Annotated in this window: 13 protein-coding genes and 1 tRNA gene; 3 read left to right on the forward strand and 11 right to left on the reverse strand. The window is 68.0% G+C overall.

The genetic code is table 11. The features are described from left to right. Positions 1-115 precede the first annotated feature (115 nt). The gene (pyk, locus tag OHA11_RS35475; RefSeq protein ID WP_266503296.1) at positions 116-1,552 is read left to right on the forward strand and encodes a pyruvate kinase; all 1,437 of its coding nucleotides are present in this window, start codon (positions 116-118) and stop codon (positions 1,550-1,552) included. A gap of 10 nt (positions 1,553-1,562) precedes the next feature. Here the strand turns inward: pyk and OHA11_RS35480 are convergent, their stop codons facing one another. Next, positions 1,563-2,309, reverse strand: a complete 747-nt coding sequence (locus OHA11_RS35480; protein WP_266503297.1) for a helix-turn-helix domain-containing protein — start codon at positions 2,307-2,309, stop codon at positions 1,563-1,565. A gap of 106 nt (positions 2,310-2,415) precedes the next feature. Further along, positions 2,416-2,489 (reverse strand) — tRNA-Leu (locus OHA11_RS35485). Positions 2,490-2,589: 100 nt separating this feature from the next. Between OHA11_RS35485 and OHA11_RS35490 the strand changes: the two genes are divergently transcribed. After that, positions 2,590-3,246: an ANTAR domain-containing response regulator gene (locus OHA11_RS35490; RefSeq protein WP_266503302.1), complete on the forward strand. Its 657-nt coding sequence runs from the start codon at positions 2,590-2,592 to the stop codon at positions 3,244-3,246. Positions 3,247-3,390: 144 nt separating this feature from the next. Here OHA11_RS35490 and OHA11_RS35495 read toward each other — a convergent pair whose 3' ends face one another. From OHA11_RS35495 to OHA11_RS35535, 9 genes are all read right to left on the reverse strand, one after another. Beyond that, on the reverse strand, positions 3,391-4,107 hold the full coding sequence (locus tag OHA11_RS35495) for an ABC transporter ATP-binding protein (RefSeq protein WP_266503304.1): 717 nt from the start codon (positions 4,105-4,107) through the stop codon (positions 3,391-3,393). Then, positions 4,104-5,015 carry an ABC transporter ATP-binding protein gene (locus OHA11_RS35500; RefSeq protein ID WP_266503306.1) on the reverse strand — a complete coding sequence of 304 codons (912 nt, stop codon included), beginning with the start codon at positions 5,013-5,015 and terminating at the stop codon, positions 4,104-4,106. Before OHA11_RS35500 ends, OHA11_RS35495 begins: the two co-directional genes overlap by 4 nt. Positions 5,016-5,020: 5 nt before the next feature. Then, positions 5,021-6,850, reverse strand: coding sequence for a branched-chain amino acid ABC transporter permease (locus OHA11_RS35505; RefSeq protein WP_266503308.1), 1,830 nt, complete (start codon positions 6,848-6,850; stop codon positions 5,021-5,023). 5 nt (positions 6,851-6,855) lie between these two features. Continuing rightward, complete coding sequence (locus OHA11_RS35510; RefSeq protein WP_266503310.1) at positions 6,856-7,788, reverse strand: branched-chain amino acid ABC transporter permease; 933 nt, start codon at positions 7,786-7,788, stop codon at positions 6,856-6,858. Between the two features lie 109 nt (positions 7,789-7,897). Then, positions 7,898-9,133, reverse strand: a complete 1,236-nt coding sequence (locus tag OHA11_RS35515; protein WP_266503312.1) for a branched-chain amino acid ABC transporter substrate-binding protein — start codon at positions 9,131-9,133, stop codon at positions 7,898-7,900. A gap of 280 nt (positions 9,134-9,413) precedes the next feature. Beyond that, positions 9,414-10,046, reverse strand: a complete 633-nt coding sequence (locus OHA11_RS35520; protein WP_266503314.1) for a Tat pathway signal sequence domain protein — start codon at positions 10,044-10,046, stop codon at positions 9,414-9,416. Beyond that, the gene (locus OHA11_RS35525) at positions 10,043-10,456 is read right to left on the reverse strand and encodes a hypothetical protein (RefSeq protein ID WP_266503316.1); all 414 of its coding nucleotides are present in this window, start codon (positions 10,454-10,456) and stop codon (positions 10,043-10,045) included. The genes OHA11_RS35520 and OHA11_RS35525 overlap by 4 nt, the downstream gene beginning before the upstream one ends. A gap of 9 nt (positions 10,457-10,465) precedes the next feature. Next, entirely contained in the window at positions 10,466-11,011 is a 546-nt protein-coding gene (locus tag OHA11_RS35530; protein WP_266503318.1) for a PaaI family thioesterase, read from the reverse strand. Between the two features lie 60 nt (positions 11,012-11,071). Next, complete coding sequence (locus tag OHA11_RS35535; protein WP_266507675.1) at positions 11,072-13,351, reverse strand: FdhF/YdeP family oxidoreductase; 2,280 nt, start codon at positions 13,349-13,351, stop codon at positions 11,072-11,074. Between the two features lie 188 nt (positions 13,352-13,539). On the opposite strand from OHA11_RS35535, the gene polA reads away from it, so the two are divergent. Further along, on the forward strand, positions 13,540-16,266 hold the full coding sequence (gene polA, locus OHA11_RS35540; RefSeq protein WP_266503320.1) for a DNA polymerase I: 2,727 nt from the start codon (positions 13,540-13,542) through the stop codon (positions 16,264-16,266). Positions 16,267-16,442 lie beyond the last annotated feature (176 nt).

Here is a 16,442-nt window from a genome sequence, read left to right on the forward strand (position 1 = left end):
CATCGGAGCACCCCCGTGCACAATTCAACACTTGTCAATAGCCCTTCACGCAAAGGTCGTTGAGTAGTCATGCCCGACCAATTCCCTACCCACTGGTAAGGCCTAGGCTCGAACCATGCGCCGAGCGAAGATCGTCTGTACATTGGGCCCCGCCACCGACTCGTACGACCAGATCAAGGCACTGGTCGACGCCGGAATGGACGTAGCCCGCTTCAACCTCAGCCACGGCAGCCATGCCGACCACGAGGAGCGCTACCAGCACGTACGAAAGGCCTCCGACGAGAACGGCCGCAGCGTCGGAATCCTCGCCGACCTTCAAGGTCCGAAGATCCGACTCGGCCGTTTCACCGAAGGCCCCGTACTCCTTGAACGCGGAGACACCTTCACCATCACGGTCGAAGAGGGCGCCGAGGGTGACCGCCAGACCTGCGGGACCACCTACTCCGGCCTCGCCGCCGACGTCACCACCGGCGAACGCATCCTCGTCGACGACGGCAAGGTCTGCCTCGAAGTCACCTCCGTCGACGGCCCCCGCGTCCACACCACCGTCGTCGAAGGCGGCATGGTCTCCGACAACAAGGGCCTCAACCTCCCCGGCGTCGCCGTCTCCGTCCCCGCCCTCTCGGAAAAGGACGAGGCGGACCTCCGCTGGGCCCTGCGCACCGGCTGCGACGTCATCGCCCTCTCCTTCGTCCGCAGCGGACGCGACATCAAGGACGTCCACCGCATCATGGACGAAGAGGGCCGCCGCCTCCCCGTGATCGCCAAGGTGGAGAAGCCCCAGGCCGTCGAGAACATCGACGACATCGTCGCCGCCTTCGACGGCATCATGGTCGCCCGAGGCGACCTCGGCGTCGAAATGCCCCTCGAACAGGTCCCGATCGTCCAGAAGCGCGCGATCAAACTGGCCAAGCGCAACGCCAAGCCGGTCATCGTCGCCACCCAGATGCTCGACTCGATGATCGACAACTCCCGCCCGACGAGGGCGGAGGCAAGCGATGTCGCCAACGCCGTGATCGACGGCACGGACGCGGTGATGCTCTCCGGCGAGACGAGCGTCGGCAAGTACCCCATCGAAACGGTCCGCACGATGTCCCGCATCGTCGAGGCGGCGGAGGAGGACATCCTGGCCAAGGGCCTCCCTCCCCTCACTGACCGGAACAAGCCCCGCACACAGGGCGGCGCGGTGGCCAGGGCGGCGGCGGAGATGGGCGACTTCCTGGGCGCGAAGTTCCTGGTCGCGTTCACGCAGTCGGGAGACACGGTTCGCCGCTTGTCGCGTTACAGGTCACCCATCCCGCTCCTCGCCTTCACCCCGGACCCGGCGACCCGCTCCCAGTTGACCCTGACCTGGGGCGTCGAGACGTTCCTGGGCCCGCACGTGGACTCGACGGACGCGATGGTCGACCAGGTGGACGAGCTGTTGCTGAAGTACGGCCGCTGCGAGAAGGGCGACATCGTGGTCATCACGGCGGGCTCACCGCCCGGGGTTTCGGGTTCGACGAACTTGGTACGGGTCCACCACATCGGCGAGGACGACAGCCCCAAGTAGGGGTGTGGGGTCAGTACTTGGGGCCTACGTGGGTGTCCATTAGGGCTACGGAGGCGCGGCGGGCGACGGATACGTTGAATGAGTTGGACTGCTTCCAGTCGACGCCGACCTTGTCGAGGGTGTCGGTGTAGAGCCGTGTGATGTCCGCAGAGAGATTCGTGAAGAAGTACCGCGGGTATTCGTAGCGCTTCTTCTCGCCTGCGACTACGCGCGTGGTCCAGTTGGTGATCCGGCAGCCGTCGGAGTGGATGAGGCCCCGGACGAATTCCCACGGGTGGGTGTCCACCATCTCCTGTTGCCAGGGTTCGAGGGCGATGGTGCGTTCGTGTTTCCTGCCGGGACCATGTTGGGGGAACAGACTGGGCCAGTGTGGGCTGTAGCTGGTGACCATCGCGCAGCCCTGTTTCTGGAGGACGTAGACGCCGATGCCGGGACGCACCTTCGCGATGGCCTCGCGACACAGCTGAAGTAGCCCTGGCCATGCATCGGCGCAGGCAACTCTGAGGTAGTAGCCGGTGCCGCGCATGTGCGGGCTGATGCAGCCGTCGCCGAGATAGAGGCCCAGTAGGTAGGCGTACGCAGCTTCATCTGCTGGTGGGCCGGGGTCTGGAGTGGTCATGCGGGGCAGTGGCTCGATCCGGTCCTGCCAGGAGCGGATCGCAGCGCGTGAGATGCCTGTCTGCTTGCTGACGGAGTTCAGGCTGCGGCCCTGGCCTACCAGCGCGAGTGCCCGCTTGCGTGTGTCCATGTCGTACATGCGCCCACTCTGTGAGGCTGTTCGTCTCGACACGCAGCAAAAAGCGGATGTTCACGAGAACGTGGACATCCGCTTTCTTGTGGTGACCTTCAAATCGAAGGAAAAGTGCCCCGGGTGGGACTCGAACCCACACTGAATACCTTTTGAGGGTATCGTCTCTGCCGATTGGACTACCGGAGCTCCTGCGAATCGAAGGAGGCCTCCGATCCGCTGCGTTCCCACCATACCGCAGCTAGGTACGCTCTTGGGAGCAGTACCTGCCCCATAACAAGGAGCCCCCGTGACCGCCCCCGAGTCGCCCCAGCCCGTAGACGCGCCCGACGACGACAAGTCGCACGTGCCTCCGCTGACGACCCGTGTCGTCATCGCCGAGGACGAGGCGTTGATCCGTCTCGACCTCAAGGAGATGCTCGAAGAAGAGGGATACACGGTCGTAGGCGAGGCCGGTGACGGTGAGCAGGCCGTCGAGCTCGCCCGGGAGCACCGGCCCGATCTCGTCATCCTCGATGTGAAGATGCCGAAGCTCGATGGCATCTCCGCTGCCGAGAAGATCGCCGAGGAGTCCATTGCTCCGGTGCTGATGCTGACCGCCTTCTCGCAGCGTGATCTCGTCGAGCGTGCCCGCGACGCCGGCGCGATGGCTTATCTCGTCAAGCCGTTCAGCAAGAGTGACGTCGTTCCGGCGATTGAGATGGCTGTCTCGCGGTTCACGGAGTTGAAGGCGCTGGAGAAGGAGATCGAGGATCTCACGCAGCGTTTGGAGACGCGGAAGCTCGTCGATCGTGCGAAGTCGGTGCTGCAGACGGAGTACGGGCTGTCGGAGCCGGCCGCGTTCCGTTGGATTCAGAAGACGTCCATGGATCGGCGTATGTCGATGCAGCAGGTCGCTGAGGCGGTTATTCAGGACGCCGACGAGAAGAAGGCCGCGAAGGGCTGAGCGGCGAGCCACGAGCCCGCGAGTCCATGAGCGTACGAACCCACGAGCGTACGTACGACTGAGGCCCGCACCCGGTGTTAGGGGGTGCGGGCCTCAGCCGTACGCGAGTAGCTGCGAGTAGCCGGGCTGTGAAGGCAGCTCGGCTCAGTCCTCGCCGAGGTATGCCTTGCGGACCGACTCGTCGTGGAGGAGGTCCTGGCCGGATCCGGAGAGGACGATGCTGCCGACCTCCATGACGTGTCCCTGGTCGGCGAGCGAGAGTGCTGCCTGGGCGTTCTGCTCGACGAGCAGGATGGTGGTGCCCTGGGACTTGAGTTCGGAGATGGTGGCCATGATCTTCTGCATCATGATCGGCGAGAGGCCCATGGAGGGTTCGTCGAGCATGAGGAGTTTGGGCTGGGACATCAGGGCCCGGCCCATGGCCAGCATCTGCTGTTCGCCGCCGGAGAGGGTTCCCGCGGCCTGCTTCCTGCGTTCCCCGAGGATGGGGAAGAGGTCGTAGGCGCGCTGGATGTCCTTCTCGATGCCTGTTTTGTCGCTGCGGAGGAAGGCGCCGAGGCGGAGGTTGTCCTCGATGGTCATGCGGGGGAAGATGTGCCGCCCCTCGGGGGAGTGGGCGAGTCCGAGGGAGACGATCTGGTGGGCGGGGGTCTTCTTGAGTGACCTGCCCTGGAACTTGATCTGGCCGCCGACGGGCTTGAGGAGGCCGGAGAGGGTGCGCAGGGTGGTGGTCTTGCCGGCGCCGTTGGTGCCGATGAGGGTGACGACCTGGCCGGCGTCGACCTTGAAGGAGATGCCCTTGACGGCTTCGATCTTGCCGTAGGCGACCCGGAGGTCTTCGACTTCGAGGAGTGCGGTCATCGGTCGTTCTCCTTGCGGGGCGCGGCGTCCGTGGCGGCGTCGGCCTGTGCTTCGGCGGCTTCGACCTCGGCGAGTTCCTCCTGGCCGGGTGCGTCTTCGAAGGGTTCGCCGAGGTAGGCGGCGACGACGCGTTCGTCGCCCTGGACGGTGGCGCTGTCGCCTTCGACGAGCTTTTCGCCTTGGACGAGGACGGCGACGCGGTCGCAGAGGTTGAAGATGAACCGCATGTCGTGCTCGATGACGAGGATGGCGATGCCCATGTCCCGGATGGCGAAGACGAGTTCTTCGGTGGCGCGGGTTTCTTGGGGGTTCATGCCGGCGGTGGGCTCGTCGAGGAGGAGCAGGCCGGGTTCGCTGGCGAGGGCGCGGGCGATTTCGAGCTTGCGCTGTTCGCCGTAGGGGAGGTTCCTGGCGAGGTGGTCACGCTTGCCTGCGAGGCCGATGAACTCGAGGAGTTCCATGGCGCGGTCTTCGGAGGCTTTTTCGGCTTTCTTGAAGCCGGGGCCGCGTACGAGTGCGGACCAGAGTCCTTCTTTGGTGCGGGTGTGGCGGCCGACGAGCACGTTTTCCAGGACTGTCATGTTGGCGAACAGTCGGATGTTCTGGAAGGTGCGGGCGACGCCGGCGGCCGTGACCTTGAAGGACTGGGGTGGCAGGACGGTGCCTTTGTAGCGGACTTCGCCCTCGGTGGGGATGTAGAGGCCGGTCAGGCAGTTGAAGAAGGTCGTCTTGCCGGCGCCGTTGGGGCCGATGAGGCCGACGATTTCTCCGGTGTTGACCTGGAGGTCGACGTTGCGTACGGCGGTGAGGCCGCCGAAGCGCATGGTGACGCCGCGTGCGTCGAGGACGGTTTCGCCGGGGGCGGTGGGGCCCGGGGCGGTGCCCTTGGTGGTGGTGTCGGTTGTCATCGTGGTCAGGCCCCTGCCTTGCTGAGGACTGTGGGAGCTTCCGCTTCCTCGTGGAATTCGAGCTGGCGGCGCCGGTTCGGGATGAGGCCTTCCGGGCGGAAGCGCATCAGCAGGACGAGCGCGAGGCCGAAGGCGAAGAGCTGGTAGTCGTCGAGGAACTGGAGCTTGGCGGGGATCAGGTAGAGCAGTGCGGCGCCGACGAGGGGGCCGCTGATGGTGCCCATGCCGCCGAGGACGACCGCTGCGAGCAGGAAGGCCGAGTTGGGCGGGACGACGGCGGCGAACTGGTACTGCTCGGGGGTCACGGTGTAGGTGACGTGTGCCTGGACGGATCCGGCGAGGCCGGCGAGGGAGGCGCCGAGGGCGAAGGCGATGAGTTTGACGCGGAAGCCGTTGATGCCCATGGCGAGTGCGGCTGTTTCGTCTTCGCGGATGGCGACCCAGGCGCGGCCGATGCGGGAGTCGCCGCTGCGGCGGAAGACCACTACGACGATGAGCGTGATGAGGAGCATCAGCAGGAAGTAGTTGGCGAAGCGCGCGATGGTGAATCCGGCGATGGTGTGCTCTTGGCCGAAGTCGAAGCCGAGGATGTTGAGGTTCGGGATCGAGGAGATGCCGTTGGAGCCGTTGGTGATGTCGGGTCCGCTGGTGCCGTCCATGTTGAGGACGGTGATGCGGAAGATTTCACCGAAGCCGAGGGTCACGATGGCGAGGTAGTCGCCGCGCAGTCGGAGGGTGGGGGCGCCGATGAGGACGCCGAAGACCATGGCGACTGCTGCGCCGAGGAGGGCGGAGGCCCAGAACGGCAGGTGGATGTCGAAGGGGGAGGAGGGGGAGCCGGAGACCATGGCCGCGGTGTAGGCGCCGACGCCGAGGAAGGCGACGTATCCGAGGTCGAGGAGTCCGGCGAGGCCGACGACGATGTTGAGGCCGAGGGCGACGGTGGCGAAGATCAGGATGTAGACGCCGATGGTCGCGTACTGGTCGTCGGACTGGGTGAAGGGGAATGCGGCGGCTGCGGCGAACGCGCCGATCAGGGTGACCGTGCGGTGTTCGGCGGTGAGCGCGGAGATCCTGTTGACGAGTCCGGCCTTGGCCGCGGCGGCGAAGCCGAAGCCGGCGGTCATGAGGAAGCCGATGAACTGTTCGTCGTACTCGGTGCCGATGCCGTAGGTGAAGACGATCAGGCCGAGGGTGAGTGCGGCGACGATGACGAGGATTTCGGCGTACGCGGGCAGCTTGTGGGCCGGGGCCTTGGTGGTGCCGGTGGCGAAGGCTGCCTTGACGACGCTGAGGGTGTGCCGTGCCTTGTGGCGGAACTGCTCCCAGGAGGTGTCGTCCGGGTCGATGGGGTCGGGTGCCGGCGGTTCGAACGGGAGGGAGAGTGCGCCGAGGAGGGCGGCGAGGGTGGCGATGGCCACGACCCAGCCGCCGGGTTCGAGGTTGGCGAGGCCGCCCAGTTCGTAGCTGATCGCGATGATCGTGAACCAGGCGGTGGCGAACGCGGCGAGCGCGGCGAGCTTGATGGCGCTGTCGGCGCCGGCGGGTGTCAGCCAGCGCAGGCCCTTGATGCCGTAGGAGGCGAGGGCGAAGAGCGTGGTGAGGGCGCCGCCGATGAGGACGAGGACCTGTAGTCCGCCGGGGTAGCCGTAGACGGTGAGGTCGCCGGGGAAGGCGGCTGTCCAGGTCCAGGCGAGGAAGGTGGAGATGACGGTGAGGATGCCGCCGCCGGTGGCGAGGGCGCGTCCGATGTGCGGGGGAATGCCGACGAGCCCGGTTGTGGAGCGGGCGGGCTCCTGCGCGGGCGTCTGGGGGTTGGTGGTCTGTGTGGTCATAGGTCTCACGCCCTGTCCGCGACGCGCTCGCCGAGCAGGCCCTGTGGCCTGAACAGGAGTACGAGGATGAGGAGTACGAAGGCCCAGACGTTGGCCCAGGACTGGCCGCCGAGCTGTGACATGCCGGGGACGTCGGCGATGTAGGCGGTGGCCATGGTTTCGGCGAGGCCGAGGACCACTCCGCCGATCATGGCTCCGTAGATGTTGCCGATGCCTCCGAGGACGGCGGCGGTGAAGGCCTTGAGGCCGAGGATGAAGCCCATGCGGAAGTCGATCTGGCCGTATTTGAGGCCGTAGGCGAGGCCTCCGACGGCGGCGAACGCGGCGCCGAGGGCGAAGGCGACCACGATGATGCGGTCGGTGTTGATGCCCATGAGCTTGGCGGTGTCCGGGTCCTGGGCGGTGGCTTGCATGCCGCGTCCGGTCCGGGTCTTCATGACGAAGTAGGCGAGGATCGCCATGCTGATGGGGGCGGCGACGAAGACGAAGACGTCACCGGTCTGGATGGTGACGCTGCCGATCTCGAAGGGGCCGCCGTCGATCTGCGGGAAGGTGCGCGCCGACTTGGCGTTGGGGTACCAGGCCCATACCGCCTGCTGGAGGGCCAGGGAGAGGCCGATGGCGGTGATGAGGGGCGCGAGGCGTGGTGCGGTGCGCAGGGGGCGGTAGGCGAACCGTTCCGCTCCGATGGCGACGATGACGGCGATGGCGATGGCGCCGACGAGCATGAGTGGCAGGGCGATCCACATGGTGGTGCCGTCGGGCAGTACGTACAGGTGGACCGTGAGCGCGCCGAAGGCGCCGATCATGAAGATCTCGCCGTGGGCGAAGTTGATGAGCTGGACGATGCCATAGACCATCGTGTAGCCGATGGCGACCAGCCCGTACATGGATCCCAGTAGCAGGCCGTTGACCAGCTGCTGCGGCAGTTCGTTCACCGCATGTCCTCCGAGCGTTCGGATAGTCGAGGGATGTGACCGGATGTGAGTCCGCGCGGGGCGCTTGTCGTGCAGCGCCCCGCGCGGCTCGTTGAGTGGTGCGGGTGGGTCAGCCGGAGTACGTGCCGGACTTGACCGCCTTCCAGGCACCGCCCTCGACGGAGTAGACGGTGAGCTGCTTGTTGGTGGCGTCGCCGAACTCGTCGAAGGAGACCTTGCCGGTCACACCGTCGAAGGAGACGCCCTGCATGGCCTCGGTGACCTTGGCGCGGGCGTCGTCCGGAAGCTTGCCGTCGTTGTCCTCGACGACCTTCTTCACGGCCTCGATGATCGCCCAGGCCGAGTCGTAGGAGTAGCCGCCGTACGCCTCGTAGGCCTCCTTGTAGCCCGCGGCCTTGTAGTTGGCGACGAACTCCTTGGCGGAGGGGAGGTCCTCGACGGGCGCGCCGACCGAGGTGGCGAGGTCGCCCGTGCCGCTGGCGCCCGCCAGCTTGATGAAGTCGGCGCTGTAGATGCCGTCGCCGCCGACCACCGGGATCTTGGCACCGGCGGCCTTGATCTGCTTGCTGAGCGGGCCGGCCTGCGGGAACTCGCCGCCGTAGTAGACGACGTCGGCGCCGGAGCTCTTCACCTGGGTGGCGACGGCGGAGAAGTCCTTGGTGTCGGGGTCGATGTGCTGCGTACCGGCGATCTTGCCGCCGAGCTTCTTGAACTCGGAGGTGAAGGTGGCGGCCAGGCCGGCACCGTAGGTCTTCTTGTCGTCGATGACGTAGACGCTCTTCTTCTTGGCGTCGTTGAAGACGTACTGGGCGGCGAACGGGCCCTGGATGGCGTCCGTGGTCGCGGTGCGGAAGTACGACTTGTACGGGCGGGCCTTCGTGCCGCCGTTCCACTCCGTGCCCTGGGTGAGGGCAGGGTTGGTGTTGGCGGGGGAGACCTCGACCAGCTTGGCGTCGTCGAAGACCTTCTGCATGGACTCGGCGACCGAGGAGTTCAGCGGGCCGACGACGCCGAGGACGTTCTTGTCGGCGACCAGCTTGGTGGCGTTCTGCTGGCCCGACGAGGGCTGTGCCTGGTCGTCGAGGGCCTCGACCTTGAAGGTGACCCCGTCGACGGTCTTTTCCTTGTTGGCCGTCTTGGCGGCGAGGTCCACGGAGTTCTTGATGCCGAGGCCCAGCGAGGACAGGTCACCGGTCAGCGGGGCGTCGACGCCGATGACGACGGTCGTGCCACCGCCGCTGGAGTCCGAGCCGCCGCCGTCCTCGTCGCGCGAGCCGCAGGCGGTGAGGGTGAGTGCTCCCGCCGCCAAAGCGGCGGTGATGGCGATGAGTGAACGTTGACGCACGATCAGCAGTCCTTTCCCTGGCACGGCCGTTCCTCGTGGAGCGGGCCGAGTCGAGCGCTGGGCCGAAAATAATTCGAAACCGATGGCGCGGTGACTGGCCGTGACTCTAAGCGCGTGGAGGGAACGTGGAGGAGAGTCTGAGTGATGCTGTGACGCTCTTGTTATGACACGAGGTAATGCAGAGCGGTACTCAGCGGGTGGATGGGCAGAATTCTGGCTGATTCGTCCTGTCCACATAGTGAGAACCTGCAGGACCCGCCGTGGTCATTTCAGGAGTGTCCTACTGTTTTGGTGATGACGGGGGGCCGTTACCGCAGGCTACTCGAAGGGCCTGTGAGAGGTCGTGCGCATAGCGCTCGCCCAGGATGAAGCTGTGGTCTTCCATTGCGCGCGTATTACGCAGAGTTACGTCCAGGAAAGGGAGCCCGGCGTTTGACGGCACATTCGCGCATTCCGTGACATGCATCGTGACGACGATCTTGTGGCCGAAACCGGGCCTGGTCCGGAAAGGCGGGTGCGGAACCGAGGTGAGCGACAGGGTGGCGTAGGGCTGGGAAATGCGCACGATGGTGATCGTGGGGCCGGACCGCACGGTGACCTTCACCCCGAAGCTGAAGCTTCTGCTCGGTGCTTTCGCGGGCGGACCCTCCTCGCCGAGGTAGGCGATGTCCACAGCTTGGGACGGGTAGGGCGCTTCGGGCGGCGGCGGCTCGTGGGGCCGGGTCGCGAAGAGATAGCCGCCGCCCGCCACGAGGGCGACCGCGGTGGCGGATGCGAGCACGGCACGACGGTGCCGGGCGTACAGGCTTGTCAGCCGCTCGCGCGGGGTCCCGGGGAGGAGCGGCGGGGTCGGCTCGACGGTGTCCCACGCGCGTGTGCCCTCGCCCGGCTCGACCGGACCGATGCCGCTCAACTCCAGGGCCCTCCCGTCGGATCGCCGTCGCGGTACCGCTCCGTGCAGCGTTCGCGCGCGCTGCGGTCGATCAGTTCCTGCGCCGCCCGTTCGCCCGAGCGCTTCTGCTCGGCCCGGGCCCTGTCCACGACGTCCATCAGGATCTCGTACTGCCCGTTGGACAGGCCCATCGACTGGTAGTCGCCGTAGGTGTCACCCTGCATCACCTCCCGCGACCAGTGGGCGACGATCCGCGCGCACAGGTCCTCGGGAGGTGTGGCCGACGGCGACGTCGGCGCACCTCCCGAAGCGGCCCGCGCACTCGCTGTCCCACCCGGCGGGCCGGACTCGCCGCATCCGGTGGCCAGGGCGCCGGTCAGGAGGACCAGCCCGAGCACCGTCCCTCGCCAAGGGGTCCCACCCGTTCCCATCCCATGACGCTATGCCGCCGGGTGCCCGGGATCAACGCCGCCCGCGGACAACGGATTTCCGGTGGGTCGGTTCGCGGCGTTGATCCGCTCCACATCGCTCGGATTCACCCCTCGCAGCATGCACGTCAGCCGCGCGGTGCACACCCGCTTGCCGTCCTCGTCACTGATCACGATCTCGTACGTGGCCGTCGAGCGGCCCCGGTGGGCAGGTGTGGCCACTCCGGTCACCAGGCCGGAGCGGGCGCCCCGGTGGTGGGTGCAGTTGAGGTCGACGCCGACGGCGATCTTGGAGCTGCCGCCGTGCAGCATGGCGCCGATCGAGCCGAGTGTCTCGGCGAGCACGGCGGAGGCGCCGCCGTGCAGGAGCCCGTACGGCTGGGTGTTGCCCTCGACCGGCATGGTGCCCACCACGCGGTCCACGGAGGCCTCGACGATCTGGACGCTCATGCGCGTGCCGAGGTCTCCGGCGGAGAACATGGCGACCAGGTCCATGCCGAGCGCCGAGTACTCGTCGATGACTTCCTGCGGGAACTGCACGCGGTGCTGCTCGCCCATGGGGTCCGGCTCCTTCGTCGTCGATCGTGCTGTCTGGATCAGGCTCGCCTAAGCGAACGCTCAGTTGGTGTCCGATTGTTCCAGACGGACGACGACGGACTTGCTGGCGGGCGTGTTGCTGGTGTCAGCCGTGGCGTCCAGCGGCACCAGGACGTTCGTCTCCGGGTAGTACGCGGCCGCGCAGCCGCGGGCCGTCGGGTAGTGGACGACCCGGAAACCGGGCGCGCGCCGCTCCACGCCGTCCCGCCACTCGCTGACCAGATCGGTGTACGAGCCGTCGGCGAGACCCAGCTCGCGCGCGTCCTCGGGGTTCACCAGAACCACCCGGCGGCCGTTCTTGATGCCCCGGTAGCGGTCGTCCAGGCCGTAGATCGTGGTGTTGTACTGGTCGTGCGAGCGCAGGGTCTGGAGGAGGAGACGGCCCTTCGGGAGCTTCGGGAACTCGACGGGTGCGGCGGTGAAGTTGGCCTTGCCGGTGGCCGTGGGGAAGCGGCGCTCGTCGCGCGGGGCGTGCGGGAGGGCGAAGCCGTTCGGGTCGGCCACGCGCGCGTTGAAGTCCTCGAAGCCCGGGATCACCCGCGCGACGCGGTCGCGGACCGTGGCGTAGTCCTTCTCGAACTCCTCCCAGGGCGTGCGGGATTCGGTGCCGAGGACGCGGCGGGCGAGGCGGCACACGATGGCGGGCTCGGACAGCAGGTGCTCGCTGGCGGGCTCCAGACGGCCGCGTGAGGCGTGCACCATGCCCATGGAGTCCTCGACCGTCACGAACTGCTCGCCGCCGCCCTGGAGATCGCGCTCGGTGCGGCCGAGGGTCGGCAGGATCAGGGCGCGCGCGCCCGTGACGGCGTGCGAGCGGTTGAGCTTCGTCGACACGTGCACGGTGAGGCGGGCGCGGCGCATGGCCGCCTCGGTGACCTCGGTGTCGGGGGAGGCCGACACGAAGTTGCCGCCCATCGCGAAGAAGACCTTGGCCTTGTCGTCGCGCATCGCGCGGATGGCCCGTACGACGTCGTAGCCGTGCCCGCGCGGCGGAGCGAAGCCGAACTCCTTCTCCAGGGCGTCCAGGAAGGCGGGCGCGGGGCGCTCGAAGATGCCCATCGTGCGGTCGCCCTGCACGTTCGAATGGCCGCGCACCGGGCAGACGCCCGCGCCCGGGCGGCCGATGTTGCCGCGCAGCAGAAGGAAGTTGACGACCTCGCGGATGGTCGGCACGGAGTGCTTGTGCTGGGTGAGACCCATCGCCCAGCAGACGATGGTGCGCTCCGAGGCGAGGACCATGCGCAGGGCTTCGTCGATCTCCGCGCGCGTGAGGCCCGTCGCGGTGAGCGTCTCGTCCCAGTCGGCGGCGCGGGCGGCCTCGGCGAACTCCTCGTAGCCGTGGGTGTGTTCGCCGACGAACGCCTCGTCGACGGCGCCCTCGGTCTCCAGGATCAGCTTGTTCAGGAGGCGGAAGAGGGCCTGGTCGCCGCCGATGCGGATCTGCAGGAACAGGTCGGTGAGCGCGGCGCCCTTGAGCATGCCCTGGGGGGTCTGCGGGTTCTTGAAGCGCTCCATGCCCGCCTCGGGCAGCGGGTTCACGGTGATGATCTTCGCGCCGCCCGCCTTCGCCTTCTCCAGGGCGGTGAGCATGCGCGGGTGGTTGGTGCCCGGGTTCTGCCCGGCGACGATGATCAGGTCCGCCTTGTACAGGTCCTCCAGGAGGACGCTGCCCTTGCCGATGCCGATGGTCTCGTTGAGCGCGGAACCCGACGACTCGTGGCACATGTTGGAACAGTCCGGCAGGTTGTTCGTACCGAACTCGCGGGCGAACAGCTGGTACAGGAACGCCGCCTCGTTGCTGGTGCGCCCCGAGGTGTAGAACAGCGCCTCGTCGGGGGAGGCGAGGGCGGTCAGCTCCTCGGCCACGATGTCGAAGGCGCGCTCCCAGGGCACCGCCTCGTAGTGGTCGGCGCCCTCCGCGAGGTACATGGGCTGGGTGAGACGGCCCTGCTGGCCCAGCCAGTAGCCACTGCGGTTCGCGAGGTCGGCGACCGTGTGCGCGGCGAAGAAGTCCGGGGTCACGCGGCGCAGGGTGGCCTCTTCGGCGACCGCCTTCGCGCCGTTCTCGCAGAACTCCGCCGTGTGCCGGTGCTCCGGCTCGGGCCAGGCGCAGCCGGGGCAGTCGAAGCCGTCCTTCTGATTGACCCGCAGCAGCGTCAGCGCCGTGCGCTTCACGCCCATCTGCTGCTGGGCCATGCGCAGGCTGTGCCCGATCGCGGGCAGTCCGGCGGCGGCGTGCTTCGGCGCGGCGACCTGCGGTGCGTCCTGAACCGGATCACTCTGGGGCGGCTTGCCGGCCATCGCGGCCTCCTCTTCGAGCACACGTGTGAAGTACGTCTTCGATCCTCCCACGGGGCGCTGACAATGATCGGGCCCCCTCCGAGGCGGTGATCGTGCGCGGTGTGAAGGGGGTGACGGCCGCGGTGTGAGGGCGGTCGTGGAGGGCGGGGCGGGTCCGACTGTCAGTGGGGCGTGGCAGGATCGGGGGCGTGGCAGATTCAGCATCGAAGAAGACCGAGAAGACCTCCGGCGGCGGACGCCCGCTGCTGATGCTCATGGACGGGCATTCGCTGGCGTACCGAGCGTTCTTCGCGCTGCCCGCGGAGAACTTCACGACGGCGACGGGCCAGCCGACGAACGCGATCTACGGCTTCGCGTCGATGCTCGCCAACACCCTGCGTGACGAGGCGCCCACGCACTTCGCGGTGGCGTTCGACGTCTCGCGCAAGACATGGCGCTCCGAGGAGTTCACCGAGTACAAGGCGAACAGGTCGAAGACGCCGGACGAGTTCAAGGGCCAGGTCGAGCTGATCGGCGAGCTCCTGGACGCGATGCACGCCGAGCGGTTCGCCGTGGACGGCTTCGAGGCGGACGACATCATCGCCACGCTCGCCACCCAGGCCGAGGCCGCGGGCTTCGAGGTGCTGATCGTCACCGGCGACCGCGACTCCTTCCAGCTGGTCTCCGAGCACACCACCGTGCTCTATCCGACGAAGGGCGTCTCCGAGCTGACGCGGTTCACTCCGGAGAAGGTCTTCGAGAAGTACGGCCTGACGCCCGCGCAGTACCCCGACTTCGCGGCCCTGCGCGGCGACCCGTCCGACAACCTCCCGGGCATCCCCGGAGTCGGCGAGAAGACCGCCGCGAAGTGGATCAACCAGTTCGGGTCGTTCGCGGAGCTGGTCCAGCGCGCCGAGGAGGTCAAGGGCAAGGCCGGACAGAACTTCCGCGACCACCTGGACGCGGTCAAGCTCAACCGCCGCCTCACGGAGATGGTGCGTGACGTCGAGCTGCCCAAGACGGCCGCCGACCTGGAGCGCGCTCCGTACGACCGCACGGCCGTCGCGATGGTCCTGGACACCCTGGAGATCCGTAACCCCTCGCTGCGCGAGCGGCTGCTCGCCGTCGACCCCGGGGCGGAGGAGGCGGACGCCGGTCCGCCGGCCGCCGCGGGTGTGGCGGTGGACGGCACGGTGCTCGGCGCGGGCGAGCTGAAGCCGTGGCTTGCCGAGCACGGCACCGCGGTCCTGGGCGTCGCCACGGTCGACACCTGGGCGCTCGGCACGGGCTCGGTCGCCGAGGTCGCCCTCGCCGCGGCCGACGACGCGGCCGGCTGGTTCGACCCGTCGCAGCTGGACGAGGCCGACGAGAACGCGTTCGCGGCATGGCTCGCCGACCCCGACAGGCCCAAGGTGCTGCACAACGCGAAGAGCGTGATGCGGGTCTTCGCCGAGCACGGCTGGAGCGTCGAGGGCGTCTCCATGGACACCGCGCTCGCCGCCTACCTCGTCAAGCCGGGCCGCCGCTCCTTCGACCTGGACGCGCTGTCCCTGGAGTACCTCGGCCGTGAGCTGGCGCCCGCCGCCACGGCCGACGGGCAGCTCGCCTTCGGCGCCGACGAGGGGGCCGAGGCCGACGCGCTGATGGTGCAGGCCCGCGCGATCCTCGACCTGGGCGACGCCTTCACGGAGCGCCTCAAGGAGGTCGGCGCGGCGGACCTGCTGCGTGACGTGGAGCTGCCCACCTCCGTGCTCCTGGCCCGCCTGGAGCGGCACGGCATCGCCGCCGACAAGGCCCATCTGGAAGCCATGGAGCAGATGTTCGCGGGCGCCGTCCAGCAGGCGGTGAAGGAGGCGCACGCGGCGGCGGGGCACGAGTTCAACCTCGGCTCGCCCAAGCAGCTCCAGGAAGTCCTCTTCGGTGAACTGGGCCTGCCCAAGACGAAGAAGACGAAGACCGGCTACACGACCGATGCCGACGCGCTGGCCTGGCTCGCCGGCCAGACCGACAACGAACTGCCGGTCATCATGCTCCGCCACCGCGAGCAGGCGAAGCTCCGCGTCACCGTCGAGGGCCTGATCAAGACGATCGCCGCGGACGGCCGCATCCACACCACGTTCCACCAGACGGTGGCCGCGACGGGCCGTCTCTCGTCGCAGGACCCGAACCTGCAGAACATCCCGGTCCGCACGGAGGAGGGCCGCGCGATCCGCCGCGGCTTCGTCGTCGGCGAGGGCTTCGAGTCCCTCATGACCGCCGACTACAGCCAGATCGAACTGCGCGTGATGGCCCACCTCTCCGAGGACGAGGGCCTCCTGGAGGCGTTCACCTCCGGCGAGGACCTGCACACCACCGTCGCCTCCCAGGTGTTCTCCGTCGAGGGCTCCGCGGTCGACGCGGAGATGCGCCGCAAGATCAAGGCCATGTCGTACGGACTGGCGTACGGCCTGTCCGCCTTCGGCCTCTCCCAGCAGCTGAACATCGACGCCGGCGAGGCCCGCGCGCTGATGGACACGTACTTCGAGCGCTTCGGAGGCGTACGGGACTATCTGCGCCGAGCGGTCGACGAGGCGCGGGCGACGGGCTACACGGCGACACTCTTCGGGCGCCGCCGCTACCTCCCCGACCTCAACAGCGACAACCGCCAGCGCCGCGAGGCGGCCGAGCGCATGGCTCTGAACGCGCCGATCCAGGGCACCGCGGCGGACATCGTCAAGATCGCCATGTTGAACGTGGACCGTGCTCTGCGGAAGGCCGACCTCAAGTCCCGCATGCTCCTCCAGGTCCACGACGAAATCGTCCTGGAAATCGCCCCGGGCGAGCGAGCGAAGACCGAGGAACTGGTCCGCCACGAGATGGCCAACGCCGTGCATCTCCGGGCCCCACTGGACGTGTCGGTCGGCTCGGGCCCCGACTGGGAGTCGGCGGCGCACTAGCGTTCCACTGGGGCGCGGTATTCGGCTGCGGGTCCGGTGGGGGCTGGTCGCGCAGTTCCCCGCGCTCCCAGAAAGCAGGGGCTGCGCCCCTGCAGACGAAAGACAGGGGCGCAGCCCCGTCTTTCAGGGGCGCGGGGCTGTGCCGATTTGCGGCTCCGCCGCGGGGCGCGACCAGC

The organism is Streptomyces sp. NBC_00878 (genome assembly GCF_026341515.1).
GTDB lineage: Bacteria > Actinomycetota > Actinomycetes > Streptomycetales > Streptomycetaceae > Streptomyces.